Source organism: Streptomyces sp. NPDC048277 (assembly GCF_040652235.1).
Taxonomy (GTDB): Bacteria; Actinomycetota; Actinomycetes; order Streptomycetales; family Streptomycetaceae; genus Streptomyces.
Genome location: NZ_JBEZLQ010000002.1, coordinates 362,780 through 389,216, shown reverse-complemented (window position 1 = coordinate 389,216; position 26,437 = coordinate 362,780). Strand labels below are relative to the sequence as shown.

Here is a 26,437-nt window from a genome sequence, read left to right as displayed (position 1 = left end):
CGCGCGGACTCGCATCCGACCTCATTCGTCGAACATTCCGAACGTCTCGGAGGACATGCGGTGAACGAACTGCCGCAGCAGCTGGTCAACGGCCTGCTACTGGGATCCATGTACGGGCTGGTCGCCATCGGCTACACGATGGTCTATGGCATCGTCCAGCTCATCAACTTCGCCCACGGCGAGATCTTCATGACCGGCGCCTTCGGCGCGCTCACGGTCTACGCGTACGTACTGCCCGACGGCACCTCGATGTGGATAGCTCTCCCGCTGATGCTGGTGGGCGCCATCATCGTCGCCGTCCTGGTCGCCGTCGGAGCGGAACGGTTCGCCTACCGTCCACTGCGCACCGCCCCGCGTCTCGCCCCCCTCATCACCGCCATCGGCCTCTCCCTGGCCCTGCAGCAGGCGGTGTGGGCCTGGTACCCCGAGGCCAAGTCCGCCCGCACCTTCCCCACCATCCCGGGCGGCCCCTTCAACATCGGCAACGTCACCATCCAGACCGGTGACATCTTCCTGGTGATCGTGGCCCCGCTCAGCATGGCCTTCCTCGCCTACTTCGTGATGCGCACCCGCACCGGCCGCGGTATGCAGGCGACCGCCCAGGATCCGGACACCGCGAAGCTGATGGGCGTCAACACCGACCGCATCATCGTGATCGCGTTCGCCCTCGGTGCCGCCTTCGCCGCCGTCGGCGGTGTCGCCTACGGCCTCAAGTACGGCCAGATCGACTTCAAGATGGGCTTCCTGCTCGGTCTGAAAGCCTTCACCGCGGCCGTCCTCGGCGGTATCGGCAACATCTACGGCGCCATGCTCGGCGGCCTCGTCCTCGGCGTCGCCGAGGCCCTGTCGACCGCCTACATCTCGGACATCCCCGGCATGGGCCAGTTCGGCAGCCAGTCCTGGGCCGACGTCTGGGCGTTCGTACTCCTCATCCTCGTACTGCTGTTCAGACCACAGGGTCTGCTCGGCGAACGCGTCGCGGACAGGGCGTGACACCGATGACCACAGAGACCACCGCATCCGAGACCCCCGAGACGCCGGAGACGACGAGCGCCCCGGCACCCGCCGCGTCCGGTCTGATCGGTCTGCCGGCCCCGCTCGGCCGCGCCCTCGCCACCGGCGGCGGCGTCCTCGCCATCGTCTCCACGTTCATGTCGTGGACCTGGACCTCCGACTTCCCCGGTGACCTCACCGTCTACGGCTACCCGGGCGGCCTGCAGGTCCTGGTGCTGATCGGCGGCATCTTCACCACCCTGTTCGGTCTGGCCTCCTACGGCGTCAAGTGGCTGTCCTGGCTGACCCCGGGCAGCGCCGACAGCGCCCTGAAGATGGCCTCGCTCGGCACCTTCGGCACCGCCTGGTACACCGTCGTCGCCATCAGCGTGAAACTCGGCGGCCTGGTGAACCTGGACCCGGGCGGCTTCGTCGTCGCGATCGCCACCCTGGCCTCCGTGATCGGCGCACTGGCCCTGCCGTTCGAGCGGCCGGAGCCCGACCCGGTCGACCCGGACGACACCGGCTGGGAGCTGTTCAAGCACAACTCCCGGGAGAAGTGGAGCACCTTCCGCACGGCCTTCGCCGCCAGGACACCGGCTCCCGCGGCCCCGCTGCCGTCCTGGGCCGAGATCCTGGTCATCGTCGCGGCCATGGCCGTGGGCCTGATCGTCTTCAGCTACGGCATCGGCACGTCGTACGACCAGCTGTTCATCGGCTTCCTGATCACCGCCGGCTTCGGTTTCGCCTCCCTCTCCAAGGCCGGGATCGTGGCCCGGGTCTCGGCGATCACCGGGAAGCACCGGAACATCACCATGACCGGCGCCTTCCTCGCCGCCGCGGCCTTCCCGTTCACCCAGTCCAACGACCAGTACGCGACGATCGGCGTCTACATCCTGATCTTCGCGACCGTCGCGCTCGGTCTGAACATCGTCGTCGGCCTCGCCGGCCTCCTCGACCTCGGTTACGTCGCCTTCCTCGGCGTCGGCGCCTACACCGCGGCCCTGGTCTCCGGCTCACCGTCCTCACCGCTGCACGTGCAGTGGCCGTTCTGGGCCTCGGCGCTGCTCGGCGCGTTCGTCGCCATGATCTTCGGTGTCGTCATCGGCGCCCCGACCCTGCGACTGCGCGGCGACTACCTGGCCATCGTCACCCTCGGCTTCGGAGAGATCTTCCGGATCACCGTCCTCAACCTGGACGGCACCTCGGGCCCGGACGTCACCAACGGTTCCAACGGCATCTCCTCGATCCCGAACCTGAACATCCTCGGTTTCGACTTCGGTGCCGAGCACCAGATCCTCGGCGCCACCATCGGGCGGTTCGCCAACTACCTGCTGTTGATGCTGATCATCACGTTCATCGTGGTCATCGTCTTCCGGCGCAGCAGCGACTCCCGCATCGGCCGCGCGTGGGTCGCCATCCGTGAAGACGAGACCGCCGCGCTCGCCATGGGGATCAACGGCTTCCGGGTCAAGCTCATCGCCTTCGCCCTGGGCGCCTGCCTGGCCGGTCTCTCCGGCTCGGTCCAGGCCCATGTCACCTACACGGTGACCCCGGAGCAGTACCAGTTCGCCTACGTGGTGCCGCCCAACTCGGCGTTCCTGCTGGCCGCGGTGGTCCTCGGCGGCATGGGCACCATCTCCGGCCCGCTGGTCGGCGCGTCCCTGCTGTACCTGATCCCGGCCAAGCTCCAGTTCCTCGGCGACTACCAGCTCTTCGCCTTCGGCGTCACGCTCATCCTGCTGATGCGCTTCCGTCCGGAGGGCCTCATCCCCAACCGGCGCCGCCAGCTCGAGTTCCACGAGGAAGCCGAAGCGCCCGCCGTTCTCACCAAGGCAGGGGCCTGACCACGATGACCACGGAAACAACCGTCAAGGACACCGCTCCCGGCGAGGTCGTGCTCGACGCGCGCGGCGTGACCATGCGCTTCGGTGGCCTCACCGCCGTACGCAATGTCGACTTCACCGTCAGGAGCGGTGAGATCGTCGGTCTGATCGGCCCCAACGGCGCCGGCAAGACCACCTTCTTCAACTGCCTCACCGGCCTCTACATCCCCACCGAGGGCGAGGTCCGCTACAAGGGCGAGGTGCTGCCGCCGAAGTCCTTCAAGGTGACGGCGGCCGGTATCGCCCGTACCTTCCAGAACATCCGGCTGTTCGCCAACATGACGGTCCTGGAGAACGTGCTGGTCGGCCGCCACACCCGCACCAAGGAGGGCCTCTGGTCCGCCCTGCTGCGCGGCCCCGGATTCCACCGCGCGGAGAAGGCCTCCCGGGAACGCGCCATGGAGCTCCTGGAGTTCGTCGGCCTGGAGAAGAAGGCCGAGCACCTGGCCCGCAACCTCCCCTACGGCGAGCAGCGCAAGCTGGAGATCGCGCGGGCGCTGGCCAGCGAGCCGGGCCTGCTGCTGCTCGACGAGCCGACGGCCGGCATGAACCCGCAGGAGACCCGCACCACCGAGGAACTGGTCTTCGCGATCCGCGACAAGGGCATCGCCGTGCTCGTCATCGAGCACGACATGCGCTTCATCTTCAACCTCTGCGACCGCGTCGCCGTCCTGGTACAGGGCGAGAAACTCGTCGAGGGCGACAGCGCGACCGTGCAGGGCGACGAGCGGGTCATCGCCGCGTACCTGGGCGAGCCGTTCGAGAACGCGCCCGGCGACGAGGAGATCGCCGAGGTCGAGGCGGCGGAAGCGGCAGCCGACGCCGACCACACGACCGACGCCGTGCCCGGCAAGGAGAACGACCGATGACCGCACTGCTCGAAGTAGAGGACCTGCGGGTCGCCTACGGCAAGATCGAGGCCGTCAAGGGCATCTCCTTCAAGGTCGAGGCCGGCCAGGTGGTCACCCTGATCGGCACGAACGGGGCCGGCAAGACGACGACCCTGCGCACGCTGTCCGGGCTGCTCAAGCCGGTGGGCGGGCAGATCCGGTTCAACGGCAGGTCGCTGAAGAAGGTCCCGGCCCACCAGGTGGTGTCGCTGGGCCTCGCCCACTCCCCCGAGGGGCGGCACATCTTCCCGCGCATGACCATCGAGGACAACCTGCGCCTCGGAGCGTTCCTGCGGAGCGACAAGCCGGGCATCGAGAAGGACATCCAGCGGGCCTACGACCTCTTCCCGATCCTCGGTGAGCGGCGCAAGCAGGCCGCGGGCACCCTCTCGGGCGGTGAGCAGCAGATGCTGGCGATGGGGCGGGCGCTGATGTCCCAGCCGAAGCTGCTGATGCTGGACGAGCCGTCGATGGGGCTGTCGCCGATCATGATGCAGAAGATCATGGCGACGATCGCGGAGCTCAAGTCCCAGGGCACGACGATCCTGCTCGTGGAGCAGAACGCGCAGGCGGCGCTGTCACTGGCCGACCAGGGGCATGTCATGGAGGTCGGCAACATCGTGCTGTCGGGGACCGGACAGGATCTCCTGCACGACGAGTCGGTGCGGAAGGCGTATCTGGGCGAGGACTAGGTTGTCGCTCGGCTGCGGGTGCGTGGGGGCTGGTCGCGCAGTTCCCCGCGCCCCTGACGGGGCGCTGCCCCTCGGCGGCATCACCAAGGCCCGCGTTCCCTTCTCCGGGGCGCGGGCCTTGGTGTTCGTGCGGCGGGCGGTCAGCCCTTGCCGGACTTCTTCTCCTCGCTGTCCGCGATGACCGCCTCCGCGACCTGCTGCATCGACATGCGGCGGTCCATCGACGTCTTCTGGATCCAGCGGAACGCGGCCGGCTCGGTCAGGCCGTACTCGGTCTGGAGAATGGACTTCGCGCGGTCCACCAGCTTGCGGGTCTCCAGGCGCTGGGTGAGGTCGGCGACCTCCTTCTCCAGCTGCTTCAGTTCGGTGAAGCGGGAGACGGCCATCTCGATCGCCGGGACCACGTCGCTCTTGCTGAACGGCTTGACGAGGTACGCCATCGCACCGGCGTCGCGCGCCCGCTCGACCAGGTCGCGCTGCGAGAACGCGGTGAGCATCAGGACCGGGGCGATGGACTCCTCGGCGATCTTCTCGGCCGCCGAGATGCCGTCCAGCTTGGGCATCTTGACGTCGAGGATGACCAGGTCGGGGCGGTGCTCGCGGGCGAGTTCCACGGCCTGTTCGCCGTCGCCGGCCTCGCCGACGACGGTGTACCCCTCTTCCTCCAGCATCTCTTTGAGGTCGAGCCGGATCAGGGCCTCGTCCTCGGCGATGACGACTCGGGTCGTCAGCGGAGGCACATGCGACTTGTCGTCGTCGGGTGCGTCGACTGGCTGGGGCGACTCGGCGGCGGTCACGGGGGCTCCTTGTTGCGGGCCGGGCAGGTACTGCTGCTAATGAAGCCTACCTAGAGGCGGGGAGCCATGGTGACCCGGTATGCTTCCGACCAGCCAGTCCTGCCGGGTTGGTGGAATGGCATACACGGATGTCTCAAACACATCTGCCTGAGAGGGCTTGCGGGTTCGAGTCCCGCACCCGGCACCCTCGAAGCGGAGGATCACGTTCGCGTGATCTTCCGCTTTTTGCTGCATACGGTCACGACCGGTGACTCAGGGTTGCCGCAGGCGCGACCCGCATGGTCGCCGGTGAGCGTCCCAAGCACTGAAAAGGGCCCCCCTTTCAAGAGGGGCCCCGCCCGTCACTTGGGGCTGTCGTCCTCACCGATGTGGTGGACGCGCACCATGTTCGTCGAGCCGGAGACACCGGGCGGGGAGCCCGCCGTGATGACCACCACGTCGCCCTTCTGACAGCGGCCGTACTTGAGCAGCAGCTCGTCGACCTGGTCGACCATCTTGTCCGTCGAGTCGACGTGCGGGCCGAGGAAGGTCTCGACGCCCCAGGTGAGGTTGAGCTGGGAGCGGGTGGCCGGCTCCGGGGTGAAGGCGAGCAGCGGGATCGGCGAGCGGTAGCGGGAGAGCCGGCGGACCGTGTCTCCCGACTGGGTGAACGCGACCAGGAACTTCGCGCCCAGGAAGTCGCCCATCTCGGCGGCGGCCCGGGCGACCGCGCCGCCCTGGGTGCGGGGCTTGTTGCTCTCGGTCAGCGGCGGCAGGCCCTTGGCGAGGATGTCCTCCTCGGCCGCCTCGACGATCTTCGCCATGGTGCGCACGGTCTCGATCGGGTACTTGCCGACGCTGGTCTCGCCGGAGAGCATCACCGCGTCGGTGCCGTCGATGACCGCGTTGGCGACGTCGGAGGCCTCGGCGCGGGTGGGGCGGGAGTTGTCGATCATCGAGTCGAGCATCTGGGTGGCGACGATGACCGGCTTGGCGTTGCGCTTGGCGAGCTTGACGGCGCGCTTCTGGACGATCGGCACCTGCTCCAGCGGCATCTCCACGCCCAGGTCGCCGCGCGCGACCATGATGCCGTCGAAGGCGGCCACGATGTCGTCGATGTTCTCGACGGCCTGCGGCTTCTCGACCTTGGCGATCACCGGGAGGCGGCGGCCCTCCTCGTCCATGATGCGGTGGACGTCCTCGATGTCCCTGCCGCTGCGCACGAAGGAGAGGGCGATGACGTCGAAGCCCGTGCGCAGTGCCCAGCGCAGGTCGGCCTCGTCCTTCTCGGAGAGGGCGGGCACGGAGACGGCGACACCGGGGAGGTTGAGGCCCTTGTGGTCGGAGACCATGCCGCCCTCGACGACCCTGGTGTGCACCCGGGGGCCGTCCACGTGGGTGACCTCCAGGCAGACCTTGCCGTCGTCGACGAGGACGCGCTCACCGGGGGTGACATCGCCGGCCAGGCCCGCGTACGTCGTCCCGCACTGGCCGCGGTCACCCTCGGCACCCTCCTCCACCGTGATGACGAAGGTGTCACCGCGTTCGAGGAGTACGGGGCCTTCGGTGAAGCGGCCGAGCCGGATCTTCGGGCCTTGAAGGTCGGCGAGCATCCCGACGCTGCGACCGGACTCGTCGGAAGCCTTGCGCACCCGCCGGTAGCGCTCCTCGTGCTCGGCGTAGGAGCCGTGGCTGAGGTTGAATCGGGCGACGTCCATTCCGGCCTCGACCAGTGCCTTGATCTGGCCGTACGAGTCGGTGGCGGGCCCCAGAGTACAAACGATCTTTGCTCGGCGCATGGTTCGAGCCTAGGCCTTACCGGCGGGTAGAGAATTGGTCGCACATGACGACCCAACAACCTTTGCGTGAAGGCCTATTGACAAGTGTTGAATTGTGCGGCACCCCGCTCCTATGAGCATCTCGCACTTGTTGAATGCAGCATGATCACGGCCGATTTTTCGAAATGCCGAACACGCCCTTCGGGCGTCACAGCCTCGGCGGCTCCATCGTGAACTGGGCGCTCACCTGGGCGACTACACGCAGTTGCGGGGGTTCGAGATCGAGAGGCTCGGCGGGCTCCGCGACTTCGGCGGCGGCCGACATCCGGCGAACCCCGCGGTCGAAGGTGGCCCGGGACGGCCGCGGGCTCTCGGTGCCGGTGTCGGCGAGCTCGACCAGGGCCGCGAGGGAGGTGCCGAGGGCGCTCGCGTACTCCCGGGCGCGCTGCACCGCCCCGGTGACCGCCCGCCGCCGCGCCTCGCCGTACACGGGCGAGTCGGGCCGCAGCGACCACCAGGGGCCGTCGACCCGCGTCAGCTCCAAGTCGGCGAGCCTGGTAGTGAGTTCACCGAGGACGGTGAAGTCGGTGAACTCGGCGGTGAGATGGACCCGGCCGTGATAGCTGCGGACGCGCTCGCCCCGGCCGCGCTCGGTGAGTTCGGGGGCGATGGAGACGGTACCGGTGGACAACTGCGCCACCGCGTCGCCGTAGGACTTGACCAGGTCGAGGGCGGCGGTGTTGCGGCGGGTGAGGTCGTCCAGGGCCGAGCGGCGGTCGCGGCCCCGGGCGCTGACCGTGACGCTGATCCGGGCCAGCTCGGGCTCGACCTCCAGCTCGGACTCGCCGCGCACGACGAGGAGCGGGGCGGCCGGGGTGCCGGCCGGCCGGTGTTCCACGGGTGAGGACATACGTCCCACTCTGTCATGCCTTCCCGCCTTGTGGGCCCGCGAGTTCACCCCGCAGGTCATCAGATCGAAACCTCCCGGACCTGTTGCCGTCAGCCATGCCAGGACAGAATCTACGCGCGTCGTTGACCGTTTCCCGAGGAGATCGAGACATGCCCTTGAACCGCCGGAAGTTCCTGAAGAAGTCCGCCGCGACCGGAGCGGGAGTGGCGATCGCCGGTGCGGCGGCGGCTCCGGCACAGGCCGCGCAGCCCTCGGCGAAGCCGGCCAAGCGGTACTCGCTCACCGTCATGGGCACCACCGACCTGCACGGGCACGTCTTCAACTGGGACTACTTCAAGGACGCGGAGTACTCCGACAAGGCCGGCAACGCGATGGGCCTGGCGCGTATCTCCACCCTGGTCGAGCAGGTGCGCAAGGAGAAGGGCCGCTGCAACACGCTGCTGCTGGACGCCGGTGACACCATCCAGGGCACCCCGCTGACGTACTACTACGCCAAGGTCGACCCGATCACCGCCAAGGGCGGCCCGGTGCACCCGATGGCGCAGGCCATGAACGCGATCGGGTACGACGCGGCGGCGCTCGGCAACCACGAGTTCAACTACGGCATCGAGACCCTGCGCAAGTTCGAGGACCAGCTGCGGTTCCCGCTGCTCGGCGCCAACGCGGTCGACGCCAAGACCCTGAAGCCCGCCTTCCCGCCCTACTTCATCAAGAAGTTCCACGTCCCGGGCGCCCCGCCGGTCAAGGTCGCCGTTCTCGGCCTCACCAACCCGGGCATCGCGATCTGGGACAAGGCCTACGTCCAGGGCAAGCTCGCCTTCCCGGGCCTCGAGGAGCAGGCCGCGAAGTGGGTGCCCAGGCTGAAGGCGCTGGGTGCGGACGTGGTCGTGGTCTCGGCCCACTCCGGCTCCTCCGGCACCTCCTCCTACGGCGACCAGGTGCCGTACGTCGAGAACGCGGCCGCGAACGTCGCCAGGCAGGTGCCGGGCATCGACGCGATCCTGGTCGGCCACGCGCACGTGGAGATCCCGGAACTGAAGGTCACCAACGAGGCGACCGGCAAGGCCGTCGTCCTCTCCGAGCCGCTGTGCTACGCCGAGCGCCTCACCCTCTTCGACATCGAGCTGGTCTTCGGCAAGGGCCGGTGGGAGGTGGAGTCGGTCGCGGCCTCGCTGCTCAACTCCAACACCGTGGCCGACGACCCGAAGATCACCCGTCTCCTGGAGGACGAGCACGCGAAGGTGGTCGCGTACGTCAACCAGGTCGTCGGCACCGCGACCGAGACCCTCACCACCGTCGAGGCCCGCTACAAGGACGCCCCGATCATCGACCTGATCACCAAGGTCCAGGAGGACGTGGTCAAGGCGGCCCTCGCGGGTACCGAGTACGCCGCGCTGCCGGTGATCGCGCAGGCCTCGCCGTTCTCGCGGACGTCCGAGATCCCGGCCGGCAAGGTGACCATCCGGGACCTGTCGAGCCTGTACGTGTACGACAACACGCTGGTCGCGAAGCTGATGACGGGCGCGCAGCTCCGCGCGTACCTGGAGTACTCGGCGGAGTACTACGTCCAGACGGCGGCGGACGCGGCCGTCGACGTGGAGAAGCTGACGAACGCCAACAGCCGTCCGGACTACAACTACGACTACGTCTCCGGCCTGTCGTACGACATCGACATCGCGCAGGCGGCCGGTTCGCGGATCAAGAACCTCACCTACAACGGCGCGGCTCTGGACGACGCCCGGCAGTTCGTGCTCGCGGTGAACAACTACCGCGCCAACGGCGGCGGCGCGTTCCCGTATGTCGCCTCGGCCAAGGAGCTGTGGTCGGAGTCGACGGAGATCCGCACCCGGATCGCGGAGTGGGCGACCGCCAAGGGCGTGCTCGACCCGAAGGACTTCGCGTCGGTGGACTGGAAGCTGACGCGGAACGGTACGCCCGTGTTCTGAGCCGGTCCGAAGGGTGCCGGCCCCGGGGCCGGCACCCTTCGCTCAGTCGACGAGCGGCGTGAGCTGCCTCGGCCGCTGCCCGTGCTGCGTCGGGACCCTCTCCCCCGGCTGTTCCAGCCCGAAGCTGGTGAAGGCCGTGCGGGCGGGCAGCGGGTAGGGGTCCTTGCCGGTCACGGAGTTGAGGATGGTGGCGCTGCGCCAGGCGGCCAGGCCCAGGTCGGGGGCGCCGACGCCGTGGGTGTGGAGTTCGGCGTTCTGGACGTACGCCGATCCGGTCACCGACGGGTCGAGGACGAGCCGGAACTGCTCGTCCACGCGCGGGCGTTCGCTGCTGTCGCGGCGCAGATAGGGGTCGAGTCCGGCGAGCAGCCGGCCGAGCGGGCGCTGCCGGTAGCCGGTGGCCAGGACCACGGCGTCGGTGGTGAGCCGGGAGCGGCTGCCCTGCTGGATGTGTTCGATGTGGAGTTCGACCTTGGTGGTGGCGATCCGTCCGGCCGTACGGACCTGGACGCCGGGGGTGAGGACGGCGTCGGGCCAGCCCCCGTGCAGGGTACGGCGGTACAGCTCGTCGTGGATGGCGGCGATGGTGTCGGCGTCGATGCCCTTGTGCAGCTGCCACTGCGCGGCGACGAGCCGATCCCGGACGGGCTCGTCGAGGGCGTGGAAGTAGCGCGTGTAGTCGGGGGTGAAGTGCTCCAGGCCGAGCTTGGAGTACTCCATGGGCGCGAACGCCTCGCCGCGGCCGATCCAGTGCAGCTTCTCGCGGCCCGCGGGGCGGTGGCGCAGCAGGTCGAGGAAGACCTCGGCGCCGGACTGCCCGGACCCGACGACGGTGACGTGCTCGGCGGCGAGGAAGGCCTCGCGGTGGTCGAGGTAGTCGGCGGCGTGCACGACGGGCACGCCCTGCTGCTCCACCAGGGGCTTGAGCGGATCGGGCACATGGGGCACGGTCCCGACGCCGAGCACGACGTTCCTCGTGTACGTACGGCCGAGGGCCTCGGCCTCTCCCCCGGCGTCGAGCTGGGTGAAGTCGACCTCGAACAGGTCCCGTTCGGAGTTCCAGCGGACGGCGTCGACCTGGTGGGAGAAACGCAGTCCGGGCAGGTTCTCGGCGACCCAGCGGCAGTAGGCGTCGTACTCGGCGCGCCGGATGTGGAAGCGCTCGGCGAAGTAGAACGGGTAGAGCCGGTCGCGGGCCTTGAGGTAGTTGAGGAACGACCAGGGGCTGGCGGGGTCGGCGAGCGTCACCAGGTCGGCGAGGAAGGGCACTTGGATGGTGGCGCCGTCGATGAGCAGCCCGGGGTGCCAGCCGAAGCCGGGGCGCTGCTCGTAGAAGACGGCGTCGAGTTCGGCCAGCGGCTGGGCGAGGGCGGCGAGGGAGAGGTTGAACGGTCCGACGCCGACGCCGACCAGGTCGCGGGGTGCTTCGGGCTCGTGGCGTGGGGGGCTGGTCATCTGGGGGTGGTTCCTTCCACGAGTTTGAGGAGGAGGGCCAGTTCGTCCGGCCGGGTGTGGGGGTTGAGGAGGGTGGCCTTGAGCCAGAGCCGGCTGTCCAGCCGGGCCCGGCCGAGGACGGCCCGGCCGTCGTGCAGCAGCCTGCGCCGTACGTCGGCGACCTCGTCGTCGGTGGCTCCGGTGGGGCGGAACAGGACCGTGCTCATGTTCGGCCGGTCGTAGAGCTCGAAGCCGGGATGCTCGCGAACCAGCGCCGCGAACTCCCGTGCCCGTGCGCACACCTGGTCGACCAGCGCGCCGAGTCCGCTGCGGCCCAGCGTCTTGAGGGTGACCGCGATCTTGAGGACGTCGGGGCGCCGGGTGGTGCGCAGGGAGCGGCCGAGCAGGTCGGGGTAGCCGGCCTCGGTGTCGTCGTCGGCGTTGAGGTAGTCCGCGTGATGGTGGAGTACGGCGAGCTCGGTCGGGCGGGCGACGGCGAGGAGGCCGGCGGCGACCGGCTGCCAGCCGAGTTTGTGCAGGTCGAGGGTGACGGTGTGGGCGCGCTCCAGGCCGGCGAGTTTGTCCCGGTGCCGGTCGCTGAAGGCGAGGCCGCCCCCGTAGGCGGCGTCGATGTGCAGCCGGGCGCCGTGGGCCGCGCACAGGCCGGCGATCTCGGGGAGCGGGTCGATGAGCCCGGCGTCGGTGGTGCCGGCGGTGGCGGCGACCAGCAGGGGCCGGGGCAGCCGGGAGAGGGCGTCGTGCAGGGCGGCCGGGTCGAGGGTGCCGTTCGGGGCGGGGACCACCACGGGGTCGGGGAGGCCGAGCAGCCAGGCGGCGCGGGGCAGCGAGTGGTGGGCGTTGGCCCCGCAGACCAGTTGGACGCCGCCGCCGGAGGCCTCGCGGGCGAGGAGGAGGGCGAGTTGGTTGGACTCGGTGCCGCCGGTGGTGACCACGGCGTCGGAGAGGCCGATGGTGTGGGCGAGGGTGCGGGTGACCAGGGCCTCCAGGGCGGAGGCGGCCGGGGCCTGGTCCCAGGAGTCCAGGGACGGGTTGAGGGCGCTCGCGGCGAGGTCGGCGGCGGTGGCGACGGCGAGCGGCGGGCAGTGCAGATGCGCCGCGCACAGCGGGTCGGCCGGGTCGGCGGCGCCCTCGGCGAGCGCGGTCACCAAGGTGCGCAGGGCGTCCGGATCGCCGTCGTCCGGGAGTACGTCCCCCACGGCGTCCGCGATCCGCTCGACCACCGCTTCAGGTCCGCCCGCGGGCAGCGGTCCGCCCCGCGCCCGGCCACCGTCGCGCAGCGCGTCGAGCACGGTGTCGAGCAGGGGCCGCAGGGCGTCGGGGCCCTGGGGTCCGGATGCGAGGGGCGGCAAGCTCATGGGCTCTCCTCGGGGCGCTGGCCGAAAGGGGTTGTCCGCAGGGGAGGTTCCAGCTTGTACGGGATTGGGTCTGCGCGCCCATAAAGCCCAACGATCGGAACCCGAAAGTGGGTACTGCCGTGCGGGAAAAACGTGTTGGGGCGGTGTGTCCGGGCTGTCTGCTCCCGTTGGTCGGGCCAAGCGGTGAAAGGGCGTTGAGACCGGGGCTGACCGGGGCTAACGTCGGTCGCGTGGTTGACGCTTGGATGATCGACGTGCCCGGTGAGCGGGTGGTGGTGCGGGAGCCGCTGCCCTCGGACGAGGTGCCGTTGCTGGACCTGTTCGAGGCGTGCGAGGACTGGTTCGTCGCGGCGACGGGGCTGCCGTCGGGCCCGGGTGATGTGCAGAGCCTGTTCTACGGGCTGCCCGAGGGCGCCGACCCGGACGACAAGGTGCTGCTCGTGCTGGAGCGGGACGGGGTCGTCTCGGGCCTGGTGGACGCCGTACGGAACCATCCGGCGCCCGGCGCGGTCGCGGTGGGGCTGTTCCTGCTGGCGCCCTGGGCGCGGGGGCGGGGCCTGGGGCGGGCGCTGGCCGAGTCGCTGCTCGCGCACGCCGAGGGGGTGTCGCTGGTGACGGCGACCGTGCCGCCGGGCTGGCGCTCCGGGGAGTGCTTCCTGCAGCGCCTGGGCTTCACGCTGGGGGCGGAGGCGGCCCGGACGGCCGAGGTGGGCAACCGGCGTGCGGGGCCGTGGGAGGGCGGGGTGCGCCGGGCGGAGTTGCGGCTCGCACGCTGAGGGTGCTGGAGGTCAGGGGCGGAAGTCGGCCGCGTGGTCCGCGGCCCACTGCTCGAAGGTGCGGGCCGGGCTGCCGGTGAGGTCCTCGACGGTGGTGGTGATCTCCGGAGGCACGCCGACCGTGGCCGCGAAGGTCCTCAGGAGGCCCTGGAGGAACTCCGGCGGGGTCCCCGGGAACAGCGGGGCCGCCTCCTCCGGCTCCACCTCGACGAAGGTCAGGTCCTGGCCGACGGCCCGCCCGATCGCCGCGATCTGGTCGGTGTTGGTGGTGGCGGCGGGGCCGGTGAGGCGGTGCGCGGCGCCCTCGTGGCCGTCGTCGAGGAGGGCGCGTTCCGCCACGGCGGCGATGTCGTCCTCGTGGATGGGCGCCGTGAGCATGCCGGGGAAGACACCGCGGACGGTGTTCCCGGCGCGGATCTGGGGCGCCCACTGGAGGGCGTTGGTGGCGAACGCGTTGGGGCGGAGAAACGTCCAGGCGAGACCGCTGTCGCGGATCTGCCGCTCGGCGGTGGCATGCATGACGTGGATCGGGTGGGTCTCGTCGGCGCCCTCCTTGATGATCCCGGAGGAGAGCAGGACGACGTGCCGCACCCCGGCCGTGCGGGCCGCGTCCAGGAGCTCGGGCATGCGGCCGCCGGCGCCCTGGACGTACAGGAAGAGCTTGGCCGCCCCCTCGAACAGGGCGGCCTGGTCGTCCGGCCGGAACTTCACCACCTCTGCCTTGTCGGGCAGTCCGGCCTGCTCCGGGTCGCGGGTGAGGGCCCGCACGGCGTGCCCGCCGGCGACGAGCCGCTCGACGAGGGCACGGCCGACGTTGCCGGTGGCACCGGTCACTGCGATCACGGTCTTCTCCCTCGGCTCGGTGCTCTTGGTCACCGAGCCTAGGAGGGGCGGTCGGCCCCCGCATCCTCATTAAGGGCCGGCCGCACGCGTGTCGTCCCGCGGTCCGCGTCTACGCCTCGCGGACTCGCAACGCCCTTTCCAGGTCGTCGAGTTCGTCGATCAGGCGGCGGCGCAGGGCGGCGACCGGCTCGGCGTCGCGCAGGCAGGCCCGCCCCAGGGCGAGGTTCTCGGCGTCGACGGCGTGGACGGGGAAGGCCTCGCGGCCGACGACCGTGGCGATGGCGGGGCCGCGCCGGGCGGCGACGGCGACCGCGTCCTGGTAGTAGCGCGGCACGTACTCCCGGACCAGGTCGGCCTGTTCGGGGTGCCAGAAGCCCTGGGCGGTGGCCGAGAACAGGTAGTTGGACAGCTCGTCGCCGGTGAACATCGCCTCCCAGGCCCTGCGCTTGGCCTCGGGGTCGGGCAGCGCGGCCCGGCAGCGGGCGGCGCCCTCCTGGCCGCTGGCGCTGGGGTCGCGCGCCAGCTCGGCGGCGATCCGGTCCTCGTCGGTGGCACCGAGGACGGCGAGCCGGCTCATGATGCGCCAGCGCAGCTCGGGGTCGAGCTCGGGGCCGCCGGGCACGGTGCCCTCGGCGAGCCAGGCCGCGATGGTGTCGGGGTGGGCGGCGGCGCGGATGAAGTGCCGTACGGCGATCAGGCGCAGGCCGGGATTGTCGCCGTCCTCGGTGCGCCGGATGAAGTCCCGGCACAGGGCGGAGACGGTGGCGAGGGCGGCCGGGCGCTCCTCCGGCGTGAGGTACCGGTCGACGACGTGGACCGCGGTGAAGGCCAGCACGCCCTGGACGAGGGCGAGGTCGGTCTCGTGCGGCAGATGGGCGCGGGCGGCCTCCAGATAGGCGGCGGCCGGCAGTTCGCCGTCGCGGACCGCGTCCCGCAGCGCGTTCCACACCACCGCGCGAGTGAGCGGGTCGGGCAGGCCGGAGAGGTGGGCGCGGATGGTGTCGGCGGACTCGGCGTCGAAGCGGACCTTGGCGTAGGTCAGGTCGCCGTCGTTGAGCAGCAGCAGGGCGGGGCGCTTGCCGAGGGGTTGCGGGGCGGGCTGCGGGATGTCGAGGTCGATGCGCTCGCGCAGGGTGAGCCGGCCCTCGTCGGCGAGGTCCTGGTCGTAGACGCCGACGCGGATGTGGTGCGGGCGGCTGCCGGTGCGCTCGACGGCGAGGGTGCGGGTGCCGTCGGGGCCGGTGGCGAGGACCGGGGTGAGGGTGTCGACGCCGGTGGTGCGCAGCCAGGTGTCGGCCCAGGCGTGGACGTCGCGTTCGGTGGCGGCGGCGAGGGAGTCGATGAAGTCGGCGAGCGCGGCGTTGCCGAACCTGTGGCGGGCGAAGTGGATGTTGATGCCGGCGAGGAAGTCCTTCTCGCCCATCCAGGCGACCAGCTGGCGCAGCGCGGAGGCGCCCTTGGCGTAGGAGATGCCGTCGAAGTTGAGCAGGGCGGCGGCGGTGTCGTCGACGGCCTCGGGGGCGACCGGGTGGGTGGAGGGGCGCTGGTCGGCGTCGTAGCCCCAGGCCTTGCGGGCCACGCCGAAGTCGACCCAGGTGTCGGTGAAGCGGGTGGCCTCGGTGAGGGTCTGGTAGCCCATGTACTCGGCGAACGACTCGTTCAGCCAGATGTCGTCCCACCAGCGGAGGGTGACGAGGTCGCCGAACCACATGTGGGCCATCTCGTGGGCGATGACCATCGCGCGGGTCTGCCGCTCGGTGTCGGTGACGGCGGAGCGGTAGACGAACTCGTCGCGGAAGGTGACCAGGCCGGGGTTCTCCATGGCGCCGGCGTTGAACTCGGGGACGAACGCCTGGTCGTAGGAGTCGAAGGGGTAGGGCTCCTCGAACTTCTCGTGGTACCGGTCGTAGCACGCGCGCGTGATGTCGAGGATTTCCTCGGCGTCTGCGTCCAGGTGGGGTGCGAGGGAGCGACGGCAGTGGATGCCGAAGGGCAGTCCGCGGTGCTCGGTGCGCACGGAGTGCCAGGGGCCGGCGGCGACGGCGACCAGGTAGGTGGAGATCAGCGGGGTGGCGGCGGCCCGCCAGCGGCCCTCGCCGAGGTGCTCGGTGACGCCGTTGGCCAGGACGGTCCAGCCCTCGGGGGCCTTGACGGACAGCTCGAAGACGGCCTTCAGGTCGGGCTGGTCGAAGGCGGGGAAGACGCGCTGCACGTCGTCCATGAACAGCTGCGTGTAGACGTAGGTCGCGTCGTCCGTGGGGTCGGTGAAGCGGTGCATGCCCTCGCCGGTGCGGGAGTAGCGCATCGTGGCGTCGACGCGCAGCTCGTGCTCCCCCGCGGTGAGGTTCTTCAGGGGCAGCCGGTCCTGGTCGAGCGTCTCGGGGTCGAGGGGCTGTCCGTCGAGGGTGACGGCGCGCAGCTCGGCGGGCTTCAGCTCGACGAAGGTGTCGCCGTCGGATCGGGCCGTGAACCTGATCACGGTGCGGGAGTCGAAGGTCTCGTCCCCGCTGGTCAGGTCGAGGTCGATCGAGTAGCGGTGGACGTCGAGGAGCTCGGCGCGGCTCTGCGCTTCGTCGCGAGTCAGAACGGACATGCAGGCCATGCTGCCTGATGGCACTGACAACGCACAGGGGCACGAGGGGTACGCGGCTTATGTCCGGCCCGCGGTCGCGGGCCGGAGCTCTCTCCGGGCGGTACGGCGGGTCCGTGCCGTCGTCGACGGTCAGTGCGCGTCGGACTCCCGGCTGTTGACGGTGTCCTCGGCGATGGACTCGTGGTGTCTGATCACCTCGGCGATGATGAAGTTGAGGAATTTCTCGGCGAAGGCGGGGTCGAGCTTGGCGTTCTCGGCGAGGGCGCGCAGCCGGGCGATCTGCCGGGCCTCGCGGGCCGGGTCGGCCGGGGGCAGCCGGTGGACCGCTTTGAGGTGGCCGACCTGCTGGGTGGCCTTGAAGCGTTCGGCGAGCATGTGGACGACGGCCGCGTCGATGTTGTCGATGCTGTCGCGCAGCCGGCCGAGTTCTTCACGGACGGCGGGGTCGACGTCACCGGTACCGGTGTTGCTGGTGGTCATGGGCGTCAACCCTAAGGGGGCGGCCGTGTGATCCCTAAGGGCCGTCGTCGGGTTCGGCCACCGGCGGACCCGGTTCGCCCGATTCCTGGAGGCCGTCGTTCCAGTCCTCGGGGACGGCCCGGCTCTGCTGGGCGCGGAAGCGCACGGGGGCCGTGCCCACACGGCGGGTGAAAAGGCGGGAGAAATAGGCCGGATCGTCGTATCCGACGCGACGGGCGACGGCGGCGACGGACAGTTCCGTGGTGGCGAGGAGTTCCTGGGCGCGGCCGAGCCGGATGCCGATCAGGTAGTCCTTGGGGCTGCAGCCGGCGACCCGGCGGACGGCGGTGCGCAGCTCGGCGGGGGTCATGCCGTGCCGGGCCGCGTGGTCGGCGACGGTCATCCCGGTGCAGGCGTCGCGCGCGAGCGCGTGCAGCACCGGGTCGCCGTCCGGGGCGAGGTCGGCACGCGCGCGACGCAGGGCGACCAGGAGCTCGTGCACGGCGGCGCCGGTCTCGATCTCCAGGAGAGGGTTGCCGCGGCGGGCGGCCCGGGCGATCCGGGCGATGACGTCCCGGGGTCCGGTGGCGTCCGCGAGGGGCACCACGGGCCGGTCGGGCTCGATGTAGCCGAGTTCCGTGTAGGTCGCGGTGTCGGGCCCGGTGAAGGTCACGAAGGCCTCGTCCCAGCCGCTGTCCGGGTCGGGCCCGTAGTGGTGCGGGACGCCGGGCGTGAGCCACACCAGCGCGGGCGCGGTGACCGCGGTGCTGCGCCCGTCGGGCGTGCGGTACCAGCCCCGGCCCGAGCTGATCACCACGGCGACGTGGTGCTCGAGCAGACGCGGGCCGACGGCGGGCACCGCGCCGTACTGGAGGCCGACGCCCCAGCAGACCAGACCGAGCCGGCGGTGGACGGCGCCGGGTGTGAAGAACCGCATCCAGGTGTGGAAGATCGGCGGTCCGCCCGGCACTGCGCGCTCCTTGCTGTCGGCTCTTTCGTCCAAGTGCTGCCGATCTTTGTCCATGGTCCCGGCGCCCGCCAGCAGGCCAAGGTGAGCCTATGAGCGACTTCACGGTGGGCGAAACGGATTTCCTGCTGGACGGCCGGCCGGTGCGGCTGCTGTCCGGTGCGCTGCACTACTTCCGGGTGCACGAGGAGCAGTGGGGCCACAGGCTCACGATGCTGCGCGCCATGGGCCTGAACTGTGTGGAGACGTACGTCCCGTGGAACCTGCACGAGCCGCACCCGGGCGCCTTCCGGGACGTCCGGGCGCTCGGCCGCTTCCTGGACGCGGCGCGGGAGGCGGGCCTGTGGGCGATCGTGCGGCCGGGACCGTACATCTGCGCGGAGTGGGAGAACGGCGGTCTGCCGCACTGGGTGACGGGCGAGCTGGGCGCACGCGCGCGCACGCGTGACGAGCGATTCCTCCAGTACGTGGACCGCTGGTTCCGCCTGCTGCTGCACGAGGTCGTACCCCGGCAGCTGGACCGGGGCGGCCCGGTGATCATGGTGCAGGTCGAGAACGAGTACGGCAGCTACGGCTCCGACGCCGACTACCTGGCCCACCTCACCGACCTGCTGCGCGCCGAGGGCATCACGGTGCCGCTGGTCACCTCGGACGGCCCCGAGGACCACATGCTCACCGGCGGCTCGGTCCCCGGGCTGCTCGCGACGGTGAACTTCGGCTCCAACGCGCGCGTGGCCTTCGAGACGCTCCGCCGGCACCAGCCCGTCGGCCCGTTGATGTGCATGGAGTTCTGGTGCGGCTGGTTCGACCACTGGGGCGGTGAGCACGTCGTACGGGACGCCGAGGACGCGGCGGCGGCCCTGCGGGAGATCCTGGGGTGCGGCGCGTCGGTCAACGTCTACATGGCGCACGGCGGCACCAACTTCGCCGGCTGGGCGGGCGCCAACCGCCCCGGCGGCGAACTCCACACGGGACCGCTGGAGGCGGACGTGACGTCGTACGACTACGACGCCCCGATCGACGAGTACGGCCGCCCCACGGAGAAGTTCTGGCGCTTCCGCGAGATCCTCGCCGAGTACCACGACGAGCCGCTGCCCGAACCACCGCCCGCCCCCGCCCGGTTGGACTCGGTCACGGACGTGGAACCGGCCGGCTGGGCACCCCTGCCGGCCGTCCTGGACGCCCTCGGCACCCCGGAACGCGTCCACCCCGTCCCGCCCACCTTCGAGGAACTGGACATCGCCCGGGGCCTGGTCCACTACGACGTGACCGTCCCGGGCCCGCGCCAGCCGTACCCGCTCACCGCGCGGGGCCTGCGCGACCTCGCCGTCGTGTACGTCGACGGAGAGCGGGCCGGGATCCTCACCGAGGAGGAACCCCAGCTCAAGAAGCCGATCGCCGGCCCCGCGCGCGTGGAGCTCTGGGTGGAGTCCCTGGGCCGCGTCAACTACGGCCCCCGCTCGGGTGAGACGAAGGGCATCACGGGAGGTCTCCTCCACGAACGCCAGTTCCTGCACGGGGTACGCGCGCGTGGCCTCGATCTGGACGCGTTCGAGCGGGGTGTGGACGAGGTGTCCTTCGGCCCGCTTCCGGAGGAGGGCGCGCCGGGTCTGTACCGGGGCACGGTGACGGTCCGCGGAGCCGGTGACGCCCGCGTGGAACTCCCCGGCTGGACCCGCGGCTTCGTCTGGATCAACGGCTTCAATCTGGGCCGCTACTGGTCGACGGGCCCGCAGGACTCGCTGTACGTGCCCGGCCCGGTCCTGAAGGAGGGCGAGAACGAGGTGTGGATCCTGGAGCTCCAGGAGACTGTGCAGCGAACGGTACGGCTGGCGCCCCTCTAGGGGCGCGGGGCTGTGGTCGACATGCGGCTCCGCCGCGTGGGCGCGCTCAGCCCCCACTCGCCCGCGGTGTCCGAACAGCCTTCCGACCCCCGATCTCCGCCCACCCCGCCTACTCTGGAAAGAAACTCCGGCGGCGTCTGTGGGGGTAAGGGACGTGGCAAACGGCGGCCCGGTGGAACACGGCTACCCGCACCTGGACACCGTGCGGGCCGCCATCACGGCGTTGTACCGGCGCCTGTCGTACGACACCGTCCAGACCTTCGCCACCAGCGTCCTCCCCGCCGACGTCGCGTTCTGCGACACCGACGACCTCCACCTCGGCTCGCAGCGCGTCGCCCGCGAGATCGTGCGGCACTTCCGCCTGCCCGACGCCCGCATGATCGTCGGCTTCAAGGACATGACCCACGCGGCGAACGTCGAACTCACCGCGGGCCCCGAGTACTTCGTCGAGCTGAACGACCGTTTCCGCACCCACCGCAGGGACATCGGCGCGGCGCTCGCCCACGAGGTGATGCACGTCTATCTGCACCGCCTGGACCTGTCCTTCCCGAGCACCCGGGAGAACGAGATCCTCACGGACACGGCGACCACCTACCTGGGCGCGGGCTGGCTGCTCCTCGACGCCTACCGGGAGCACGGGGAGGCCTCGCAGAAGCTCGGCTATCTCACCCCGGAGGAGTTCGGCTACGTCCTGGCCAAGCGCTCCCTCTTCTTCCACGAGGATCCGTCCGTGTGGTTCACGAGCCCGCAGGCCTACACGGCGTACGAGAAGGGCATGGCCAGGGCCCGCCAGGACGAGGAGCAGCCGCCGCTGAGCGCGGCCGGGTGGGCGGGCCGCCGCCGCTACGCCCGCGACCGCCGCCACGCCCCCGCCTCGCCGTCCCCGCAGCCCGGCGCCCCCTACGCCTTCACCCCCGACAGCGGCGGCCGGCTGCGCGTCTCGTTCCCGTGCCCGACCTGCCACCAGCGGATCAGGGTGCCGGTGCGGGGCCGGGTACGAGCGCGGTGCTCGCTGTGCCGGACGGTGCTGGAGTGCGACACGTGACCCGTGCCGGAGCGCGGCACCCGGTCCGTGGAGTGCGGTACCCGGGCCCCACCCCCACCGGTCTCACGCCCCGTACACCGCCCCCGGCGCCGCCGCCTCGGCCAGCAGTTTCAGTGCTGTCTCCCCTGCCTCGGCCGGGGTCCGGCGGGCGCCCTTGTCGGCGGTCGGGCCCGGTCGCCAGCCCTCCATGACGGTGATCCGCCCGCCCTCCGTCTCGAACACCCGCCCGGTCACCCCGGCGCTGGCGGCAGAGCCCAGCCAGACGACGAGCGGGGAGACGTTCTCGGGGGCCATGGCGTCGAAACCGGAGCCGGGGGCGGCCATGGTCTCGGCGAACGCGCGCTCGGTCATCCGGGTGCGGGCGGCCGGGGCGATGGCGTTGACCTGGACGCCGTAGCGGGCGAATTCGGCCGCGGCGACCAGCGTGAGGCCCACGATCCCGGCCTTGGCGGCGCTGTAGTTGCCCTGCCCGACCGAACCCAACAGGCCCGCTCCGCTACTGGTGTTGACGATCCGGGCCACCGGGGTCCGGCCCGCCTTGGCCTCGGCCCGCCAGTGCGCGGCCGCGTGCCGCAGCGGCAGGAAGTGGCCCTTGAGATGCACCCGCATCACCGCGTCCCAGTCGTCCTCGCCGAGGTTGACGAGCATGCGGTCGCGCAGGAACCCGGCGTTGTTGACGAGGGTGTCGAGCCGGCCGTACGTGTCCAGGGCCGCCGCCACCAGGGACGCGGCGCCGTCGGCCGTCGCGATGTCACCGCCGTGCGCCACCGCCTCGCCGCCGGCCGCCCGGATCTCGTCCGCGACGGCCCCGGCGGGACTGTCCGGTCCCGGCACACCGTCGAGGCCGACACCGAGGTCGTTGACGACGACCCGGGCGCCCTCGGCGGCGAAGGCGAGCGCATGGGCCCGGCCGAGGCCGCGCCCGGCGCCGGTGACGATCACGACCCGGCCCGCGCAGATTCCGTTCATGTCAGTCCTTCGTGTCGGATGGCTTGTTGGCGGTTGCCACGTCCAGGAACGCCGGCCGCTCCCCGCCCCCGTGCACGAGCAGGCTCGCCCCGCTGATGTAGGCCGCCGCGTCGGAGGCGAGGAAGACGGCGGCGGCGCCGACGTCGGACGGGGCGGCGAGGCGGCCGAGCGGGACGGTGCGGGAGACGGCGTCGATGCCGTCCTGGCCGCCGTAGTGGAGATGGGCCAGTTCGGTGCGGACCATGCCCACGACCAGTGTGTTGACCCGGACCTCCGGCGCCCACTCCACCGCCATGGACCGGGCGAGGTTCTCCAGTCCGGCCTTGGCCGCGCCGTAGGCCGCGGAGCCCGGCGAGGGGCGGCCGCCGCTGACGCTGCCGATCATCACCACCGCGCCCCTGGCCCGCCTGAGCTGCTCGTACGCGGCGAGGGAGGCGGTCAGTGGGGTGATGAGGTTCAGCTCGATCACCCGGGCGTGCCGTTCGGCGTCCGCGTCGGTGAGCCGCCGGTAGGGGGCGCCGCCCGCGTTGTTGACGAGCACGTCGACCCGGGGCAGGGCGTCGAAGAAGGCGCGTACGGCGGACGGGTCGCGCAGGTCGAGGGGGGTGAATTCGACGCCGTCGAGGTGTTGTTCGGGGGGCCGGCGGGCACAGGCCACGACATGGGCACCGGCCCCGGCGAAGGCCTGCGCGATCCCGGCGCCCACGCCCCTGGTGCCGCCGGTGACGACGACGGTCCTGCCGCTCAGCGAGTTATCCACAGGGCCTCCCGCTTGTCAGCGCCGACTGCTAGCTTCGAAGCCTCACACCTAACAAATGTTTGGTGGAAAGGCAGCTGAGTGCGAAGGTAGCTGATGCGTCCATGGGTGTCTCCACCTCGTGTCCGGAAAAGGGAATCGCGCTTGTCACGGTCGACTTCCCGCCGGTGAACGCACTGCCGGTGCGCGGCTGGTTCGCGCTGGCGGAAGCCGTCGGCGCGGCGGGCCGCGACCCCGGGACCCGGTGTGTCGTGCTGACCGCGCGGGGCCGTGGCTTCAACGCGGGCGTGGACATCAAGGAGATACAGGCGGAGGGGAACGAGGCGCTGCTCGGCGTCAACCGCGGCTGTGCGGAGGCCTTCGCCGCGGTGTACGAGTGCGAGACCCCGGTGGTGGCCGCGGTGCAGGGCTTCTGCCTGGGCGGCGGGATAGGCCTGGTGGGCAGCGCGGACGCGATCGTGGCGAGCGAGGACGCCGTCTTCGGACTGCCCGAGCTGGACCGGGGCGCCCTGGGCGCGGCCACGCATCTGGCCCGCCTGGTCCCGCCGCATCTGATGCGGACGCTGTACTACACCTCGCGCACGGCGACCGCGGCCGAGTTGCACGCGCACGGCTCGGTGTGGCGGGTCGTGCCGGGCGAGGAGCTGCTGTCGGCCGCGCTGGAGCTGGCGCGGGAGATCGCCGCCAAGGACGGCCGGCTGCTGCGTCTGGCCAAGGCCGCCATCAACGGCATCGACCCCGTCGACCTACGACGGAGCTACCGCTTCGAACAGGGCTTCACCTTCGAGGCCGCCCTCAGCGGGGTGGCCGACCGGGTCCGCGACACCTTCGGGAAGGAGGGGACTGGGAGTGCCGAAGACAACTGACAAGACGATGACCGCCGACGACGTCGTCGCGCGGCTGACGAGCGGCATGACCCTCGGCATCGGCGGCTGGGGCTCCCGCCGCAAGCCGATGTCCCTGGTCAGGGCCCTGCTCCGGACCGGGATCGACGATCTGACCCTGGTCTCGTACGGCGGGCCGGACGTCGGGATGCTGGTCGCGGCCGGCCGGGTGCGCAAGCTGGTGACGGCCTTCGTCACCCTCGACTCCGTCCCGCTCGAACCGCACTACCGGGCGGCGCGCGAGCGCGGGGCGTTCGAGCTGATGGAGGTCGACGAGGGCATGTTCATGTGGGGCCTGCACGCGGCCGCCAACCGGCTGCCGTTCCTGCCGGTGCGGGCCGGGATCGGCTCGGACGTCATGCGGGTCAACCCCGGCCTGCGCACGGTGACGTCGCCGTACGACGACGGGGAGACGTTCGTGGCGATGCCCGCGCTGCGGCTGGACGCGGCCCTGGTGCACGTGAACCGCGCCGACCGGCTGGGCAACGGGCAGTATCTGGGCCCGGACCCGTACTTCGACGACCTGTTCTGCGAGGCGGCGGACGCGGCCTATGTCTCCTGCGAACGGATCGTGGACACGGCCGAGTTGACGAAGGAGGCGGCTCCGCAGTCACTGCTGGTCAAGCGGCTGAACGTGACCGGGGTCGTGGAGGCTCCGGGCGGCGCGCACTTCACCTCCTGCGCCCCCGACTACGGCCGGGACGAGGCCTTCCAGCGGCTGTACGCGACCACGCCCTGGGAGGACTTCGCGACACGCTTCCTGGCCGGGGACGAGCAGGCCTACCGGTCGGCGGTGCGGAACTGGCAGGAGGAACAGGACCGATGAATGTTCTCCGCTCCGAATACTGCGTCATCGCCTGTGCCGAGGCCTGGCGCGGATCCGGTGAGATCCTGGCGAGCCCGATGGGCCTGATCCCTTCCCTCGGCGCCCGGCTGGCCCGGCTCACCTTCGCGCCGGATCTGCTGCTGACCGACGGCGAGGCGATGCTGGTCCGTGCGGACGGGACACCGGAGGGCTGGCTGCCCTACCGGCAGCACCTCGCCCTGGTGGCCGGCGGGCGGCGGCACGTGATGATGGGCGCGAGCCAGATCGACCGGTACGGCAACCAGAACATCTCCTGCGTCGGCGACTGGGCGCACCCCCGCCGGCAGTTGCTCGGGGTGCGCGGGGCGTCTCTCAACACGCTCAACAACCCGACGAGTTACTGGGTCCCGAAGCACTCCCGGCGGGTGTTCGTGGCGAAGGTCGACATGGTGTGCGGGGTGGGGTACGACCGGGTGGCCGAGAACCCGGGGACGGAACGCTTCCACCGCATCCCGAGAGTCGTGACCGACCTGGGCGTCCTCGACTTCGAGACCCCGGACCGGTCGATGCGGCTGGCCGCGCTGCATCCGGGGGTGAGTGTGGAGCAGGTGCGGGAGGCGACGGACTTCGAGCTCGCCGTCCCGGACGAGGTGCCGTACACCCGCGAACCGGGCGAGGAGGAGCTGCGCCTGATCCGTGAGGTGCTCGATCCGGGTGGCGCGCGGGTGAAGGAGGTCGCCGGGTGATGGAGACCGCGCTCACCCGGCTGGCCGGGATCCGGCATCCGATCGTGCAGACGGGGATGGGCTGGGTGGCGGGCCCCCGCCTGGTCTCCGCGACGGCCAACGCCGGAGCCCTCGGCATCCTGGCCTCCGCGACGATGACCCTCGACCAGTTGCGTTCCGCGATAGCGGAGGTGCGGTGCCGTACGGACGCCCCGTTCGGGGTGAACCTGCGGGCGGACGCGGCCGACGCCGGTGACCGGGTCCGGTTGATCATCGACGGGGGTGTGCGGGTGGCGTCCTTCGCGCTCGCCCCCTCCCCCGAGCTGATCGCCGAGCTGAAGGCGGCGGGCGTGGTGGTGATCCCGTCCGTCGGGGCGCGGCGGCATGCCGAGAAGGTGGCGGCATGGGGTGCGGACGCCGTGATCGTGCAGGGCGGTGAGGGCGGCGGGCACACCGGCGAGGTGGCGACGAGCGTGCTGCTGCCGCAGGTGGTGGACGCGGTGCGGATACCGGTGGTGGCGGCAGGGGGGTTCTTCGACGGGCGGGGGCTGGTGGCGGCGCTGGCCTACGGTGCGGCGGGGGTCGCGATGGGGACGCGGTTCCTGCTCACCTCGGACTCGACGGTGCCGGACGCGGTCAAGGCCAGGTACCTGGCGGCGGCGGTCAAGGACGTCACCGTGACCAGGGCGGTCGACGGGCTGCCGCACCGGATGCTGCGGACCCCGCTCGTCGACTCGCTGGAGAGCGCCGGCCGGACACGCCGGCTGCTGCGGGCCGTGCGTCACGCGGCAGCCTTCCGAAGACTCTCCGGGCTCACCTGGTGGCAGATGGTCCAGGACGGCCTGGCCCTGCGGCACGGCAAGGAGTTGTCCTGGAGCCAGGTCCTGCTGGCCGCGAACACGCCGATGCTGCTCAAGTCGGCGATGGTGGACGGGCGTACGGATCTGGGGGTGATGGCGTCCGGGCAGGTCGCCGGGGTGATAGACGACCTGCCGACGTGCACGGAGCTGGTGGAACGGATCATGAAGGAGGCGGAGGAGGTACTGGCGGGGTTCTCGCGCCGAAGCTGACCGAGGGCACGCCGGCGAC

General features: G+C 71.2%; 23 protein-coding genes and 1 tRNA gene. 13 read left to right on the top strand and 11 right to left on the bottom strand.

Translation table 11 applies throughout. The annotated features are described in order from the left end of the window. The first annotated feature begins 60 nt into the window (after positions 1 to 60). The 4 genes from AB0D85_RS06430 to AB0D85_RS06415 are packed head-to-tail and all read left to right on the top strand — an operon-like array spanning position 61 to position 4,461. A complete protein-coding gene (locus AB0D85_RS06430; protein WP_358975536.1) occupies positions 61 to 993 on the top strand; it encodes a branched-chain amino acid ABC transporter permease in 933 nt (310 codons plus the stop codon). Between the two features lie 5 nt (positions 994 to 998). Further along, positions 999 to 2,840: a branched-chain amino acid ABC transporter permease gene (locus AB0D85_RS06425; protein WP_362314446.1), complete on the top strand. Its 1,842-nt coding sequence runs from the start codon at positions 999 to 1,001 to the stop codon at positions 2,838 to 2,840. 5 nt (positions 2,841 to 2,845) lie between these two features. Next, positions 2,846 to 3,748: an ABC transporter ATP-binding protein gene (locus AB0D85_RS06420; protein WP_362314443.1), complete on the top strand. Its 903-nt coding sequence runs from the start codon at positions 2,846 to 2,848 to the stop codon at positions 3,746 to 3,748. Continuing rightward, positions 3,745 to 4,461, top strand: a complete 717-nt coding sequence (locus tag AB0D85_RS06415; RefSeq protein ID WP_360232372.1) for an ABC transporter ATP-binding protein — start codon at positions 3,745 to 3,747, stop codon at positions 4,459 to 4,461. Before AB0D85_RS06420 ends, AB0D85_RS06415 begins: the two co-directional genes overlap by 4 nt. Positions 4,462 to 4,601: 140 nt before the next feature. On the opposite strand, the gene AB0D85_RS06410 is transcribed toward AB0D85_RS06415, so the two are convergent. Then, positions 4,602 to 5,258 carry a response regulator gene (locus AB0D85_RS06410; RefSeq protein WP_362314440.1) on the bottom strand — a complete coding sequence of 219 codons (657 nt, stop codon included), beginning with the start codon at positions 5,256 to 5,258 and terminating at the stop codon, positions 4,602 to 4,604. A gap of 101 nt (positions 5,259 to 5,359) precedes the next feature. On the opposite strand from AB0D85_RS06410, the gene AB0D85_RS06405 reads away from it, so the two are divergent. Continuing rightward, a tRNA-Leu gene (locus tag AB0D85_RS06405) sits at positions 5,360 to 5,442 on the top strand. Between the two features lie 157 nt (positions 5,443 to 5,599). Here the strand turns inward: AB0D85_RS06405 and pyk are convergent. Both pyk and AB0D85_RS06395 read right to left on the bottom strand, forming a co-directional pair. Continuing rightward, positions 5,600 to 7,036 carry a pyruvate kinase gene (gene pyk / locus AB0D85_RS06400; protein WP_362314437.1) on the bottom strand — a complete coding sequence of 479 codons (1,437 nt, stop codon included), beginning with the start codon at positions 7,034 to 7,036 and terminating at the stop codon, positions 5,600 to 5,602. 187 nt (positions 7,037 to 7,223) lie between these two features. Beyond that, positions 7,224 to 7,925 (bottom strand): SIMPL domain-containing protein, encoded by a 702-nt coding sequence (locus tag AB0D85_RS06395; RefSeq protein ID WP_362314434.1) that lies wholly within the window; start codon positions 7,923 to 7,925, stop codon positions 7,224 to 7,226. A 149-nt stretch (positions 7,926 to 8,074) separates the two neighbouring features. Between AB0D85_RS06395 and AB0D85_RS06390 the strand changes: the two genes are divergently transcribed. Continuing rightward, on the top strand, positions 8,075 to 9,871 hold the full coding sequence (locus tag AB0D85_RS06390; protein WP_362314432.1) for a 5'-nucleotidase C-terminal domain-containing protein: 1,797 nt from the start codon (positions 8,075 to 8,077) through the stop codon (positions 9,869 to 9,871). 42 nt (positions 9,872 to 9,913) lie between these two features. Here the strand turns inward: AB0D85_RS06390 and AB0D85_RS06385 are convergent, their stop codons facing one another. Together AB0D85_RS06385 and AB0D85_RS06380 are read right to left on the bottom strand one after the other, a co-directional pair. Then, positions 9,914 to 11,326, bottom strand: a complete 1,413-nt coding sequence (locus tag AB0D85_RS06385) for a SidA/IucD/PvdA family monooxygenase (RefSeq protein ID WP_362314429.1) — start codon at positions 11,324 to 11,326, stop codon at positions 9,914 to 9,916. After that, complete coding sequence (locus AB0D85_RS06380) at positions 11,323 to 12,681, bottom strand: aminotransferase class V-fold PLP-dependent enzyme (RefSeq protein ID WP_362314427.1); 1,359 nt, start codon at positions 12,679 to 12,681, stop codon at positions 11,323 to 11,325. Before AB0D85_RS06380 ends, AB0D85_RS06385 begins: the two co-directional genes overlap by 4 nt. A gap of 230 nt (positions 12,682 to 12,911) precedes the next feature. Here AB0D85_RS06380 and AB0D85_RS06375 point away from each other — a divergent pair, with 230 nt between their 5' ends. After that, the gene (locus AB0D85_RS06375) at positions 12,912 to 13,457 is read left to right on the top strand and encodes a GNAT family N-acetyltransferase (RefSeq protein ID WP_362314425.1); all 546 of its coding nucleotides are present in this window, start codon (positions 12,912 to 12,914) and stop codon (positions 13,455 to 13,457) included. A gap of 12 nt (positions 13,458 to 13,469) precedes the next feature. On the opposite strand, the gene AB0D85_RS06370 is transcribed toward AB0D85_RS06375, so the two are convergent. From AB0D85_RS06370 to AB0D85_RS06355, 4 genes are all read right to left on the bottom strand, one after another. After that, positions 13,470 to 14,300 carry an NAD(P)H-binding protein gene (locus tag AB0D85_RS06370; protein WP_362315208.1) on the bottom strand — a complete coding sequence of 277 codons (831 nt, stop codon included), beginning with the start codon at positions 14,298 to 14,300 and terminating at the stop codon, positions 13,470 to 13,472. A gap of 109 nt (positions 14,301 to 14,409) precedes the next feature. Beyond that, positions 14,410 to 16,893: an aminopeptidase N gene (gene pepN, locus AB0D85_RS06365; protein WP_362314423.1), complete on the bottom strand. Its 2,484-nt coding sequence runs from the start codon at positions 16,891 to 16,893 to the stop codon at positions 14,410 to 14,412. Between the two features lie 129 nt (positions 16,894 to 17,022). After that, positions 17,023 to 17,373 (bottom strand): chorismate mutase, encoded by a 351-nt coding sequence (locus tag AB0D85_RS06360; RefSeq protein WP_362314420.1) that lies wholly within the window; start codon positions 17,371 to 17,373, stop codon positions 17,023 to 17,025. A 34-nt stretch (positions 17,374 to 17,407) separates the two neighbouring features. After that, on the bottom strand, positions 17,408 to 18,304 hold the full coding sequence (locus tag AB0D85_RS06355; protein WP_362315205.1) for an AraC family transcriptional regulator: 897 nt from the start codon (positions 18,302 to 18,304) through the stop codon (positions 17,408 to 17,410). Positions 18,305 to 18,411: 107 nt separating this feature from the next. Between AB0D85_RS06355 and AB0D85_RS06350 the strand changes: the two genes are divergently transcribed. Both AB0D85_RS06350 and AB0D85_RS06345 read left to right on the top strand, forming a co-directional pair. Beyond that, on the top strand, positions 18,412 to 20,163 hold the full coding sequence (locus tag AB0D85_RS06350; protein WP_362314417.1) for a beta-galactosidase family protein: 1,752 nt from the start codon (positions 18,412 to 18,414) through the stop codon (positions 20,161 to 20,163). A gap of 154 nt (positions 20,164 to 20,317) precedes the next feature. Beyond that, the gene (locus AB0D85_RS06345) at positions 20,318 to 21,208 is read left to right on the top strand and encodes a hypothetical protein (RefSeq protein ID WP_362314414.1); all 891 of its coding nucleotides are present in this window, start codon (positions 20,318 to 20,320) and stop codon (positions 21,206 to 21,208) included. A gap of 63 nt (positions 21,209 to 21,271) precedes the next feature. Here the strand turns inward: AB0D85_RS06345 and AB0D85_RS06340 are convergent, their stop codons facing one another. Both AB0D85_RS06340 and AB0D85_RS06335 read right to left on the bottom strand, forming a co-directional pair. Next, positions 21,272 to 22,177 (bottom strand): SDR family oxidoreductase, encoded by a 906-nt coding sequence (locus tag AB0D85_RS06340; RefSeq protein WP_362314411.1) that lies wholly within the window; start codon positions 22,175 to 22,177, stop codon positions 21,272 to 21,274. A 1-nt stretch (position 22,178) separates the two neighbouring features. Next, positions 22,179 to 22,937, bottom strand: coding sequence for an SDR family oxidoreductase (locus tag AB0D85_RS06335; protein ID WP_362314408.1), 759 nt, complete (start codon positions 22,935 to 22,937; stop codon positions 22,179 to 22,181). Between the two features lie 101 nt (positions 22,938 to 23,038). Here AB0D85_RS06335 and AB0D85_RS06330 point away from each other — a divergent pair, with 101 nt between their 5' ends. Genes AB0D85_RS06330 through AB0D85_RS06315 form a run of 4 tightly spaced genes read left to right on the top strand, consistent with a single transcriptional unit; the run spans position 23,039 to position 26,418 of the window. Continuing rightward, positions 23,039 to 23,800, top strand: coding sequence for an enoyl-CoA hydratase family protein (locus AB0D85_RS06330; protein WP_362314405.1), 762 nt, complete (start codon positions 23,039 to 23,041; stop codon positions 23,798 to 23,800). A gap of 7 nt (positions 23,801 to 23,807) precedes the next feature. After that, on the top strand, positions 23,808 to 24,644 hold the full coding sequence (locus tag AB0D85_RS06325) for a CoA-transferase (protein ID WP_362315202.1): 837 nt from the start codon (positions 23,808 to 23,810) through the stop codon (positions 24,642 to 24,644). After that, a complete protein-coding gene (locus AB0D85_RS06320) occupies positions 24,641 to 25,369 on the top strand; it encodes a CoA-transferase (RefSeq protein WP_362314402.1) in 729 nt (242 codons plus the stop codon). The genes AB0D85_RS06325 and AB0D85_RS06320 overlap by 4 nt, the downstream gene beginning before the upstream one ends. Continuing rightward, positions 25,369 to 26,418: a nitronate monooxygenase gene (locus tag AB0D85_RS06315; protein WP_362314399.1), complete on the top strand. Its 1,050-nt coding sequence runs from the start codon at positions 25,369 to 25,371 to the stop codon at positions 26,416 to 26,418. The genes AB0D85_RS06320 and AB0D85_RS06315 overlap by 1 nt, the downstream gene beginning before the upstream one ends. The last annotated feature ends 19 nt before the right edge of the window (positions 26,419 to 26,437 follow it).

Bases quoted from the DNA above. Each gene is read 5' to 3' on its own strand.
- AB0D85_RS06425 (WP_362314446.1), top strand. From the start codon at position 999: ATGACCACAGAGACCACCGCATCCGAGACCCCCGAGACGCCGGAGACG.
- AB0D85_RS06420 (WP_362314443.1), top strand. From the start codon at position 2,846: ATGACCACGGAAACAACCGTCAAGGACACCGCTCCCGGCGAGGTCGTG.
- AB0D85_RS06415 (WP_360232372.1), top strand. From the start codon at position 3,745: ATGACCGCACTGCTCGAAGTAGAGGACCTGCGGGTCGCCTACGGCAAG.
- pyk (WP_362314437.1), bottom strand. From the start codon at position 7,036: ATGCGCCGAGCAAAGATCGTTTGTACTCTGGGGCCCGCCACCGACTCG.
- AB0D85_RS06395 (WP_362314434.1), bottom strand. From the start codon at position 7,925: ATGTCCTCACCCGTGGAACACCGGCCGGCCGGCACCCCGGCCGCCCCG.
- AB0D85_RS06390 (WP_362314432.1), top strand. From the start codon at position 8,075: ATGCCCTTGAACCGCCGGAAGTTCCTGAAGAAGTCCGCCGCGACCGGA.
- AB0D85_RS06385 (WP_362314429.1), bottom strand. From the start codon at position 11,326: ATGACCAGCCCCCCACGCCACGAGCCCGAAGCACCCCGCGACCTGGTC.
- AB0D85_RS06380 (WP_362314427.1), bottom strand. From the start codon at position 12,681: ATGAGCTTGCCGCCCCTCGCATCCGGACCCCAGGGCCCCGACGCCCTG.
- pepN (WP_362314423.1), bottom strand. From the start codon at position 16,893: ATGTCCGTTCTGACTCGCGACGAAGCGCAGAGCCGCGCCGAGCTCCTC.
- AB0D85_RS06360 (WP_362314420.1), bottom strand. From the start codon at position 17,373: ATGACCACCAGCAACACCGGTACCGGTGACGTCGACCCCGCCGTCCGT.
- AB0D85_RS06350 (WP_362314417.1), top strand. From the start codon at position 18,412: ATGAGCGACTTCACGGTGGGCGAAACGGATTTCCTGCTGGACGGCCGG.
- AB0D85_RS06340 (WP_362314411.1), bottom strand. From the start codon at position 22,177: ATGAACGGAATCTGCGCGGGCCGGGTCGTGATCGTCACCGGCGCCGGG.
- AB0D85_RS06330 (WP_362314405.1), top strand. From the start codon at position 23,039: ATGGGTGTCTCCACCTCGTGTCCGGAAAAGGGAATCGCGCTTGTCACG.
- AB0D85_RS06325 (WP_362315202.1), top strand. From the start codon at position 23,808: ATGACCGCCGACGACGTCGTCGCGCGGCTGACGAGCGGCATGACCCTC.
- AB0D85_RS06320 (WP_362314402.1), top strand. From the start codon at position 24,641: ATGAATGTTCTCCGCTCCGAATACTGCGTCATCGCCTGTGCCGAGGCC.
- AB0D85_RS06315 (WP_362314399.1), top strand. From the start codon at position 25,369: ATGGAGACCGCGCTCACCCGGCTGGCCGGGATCCGGCATCCGATCGTG.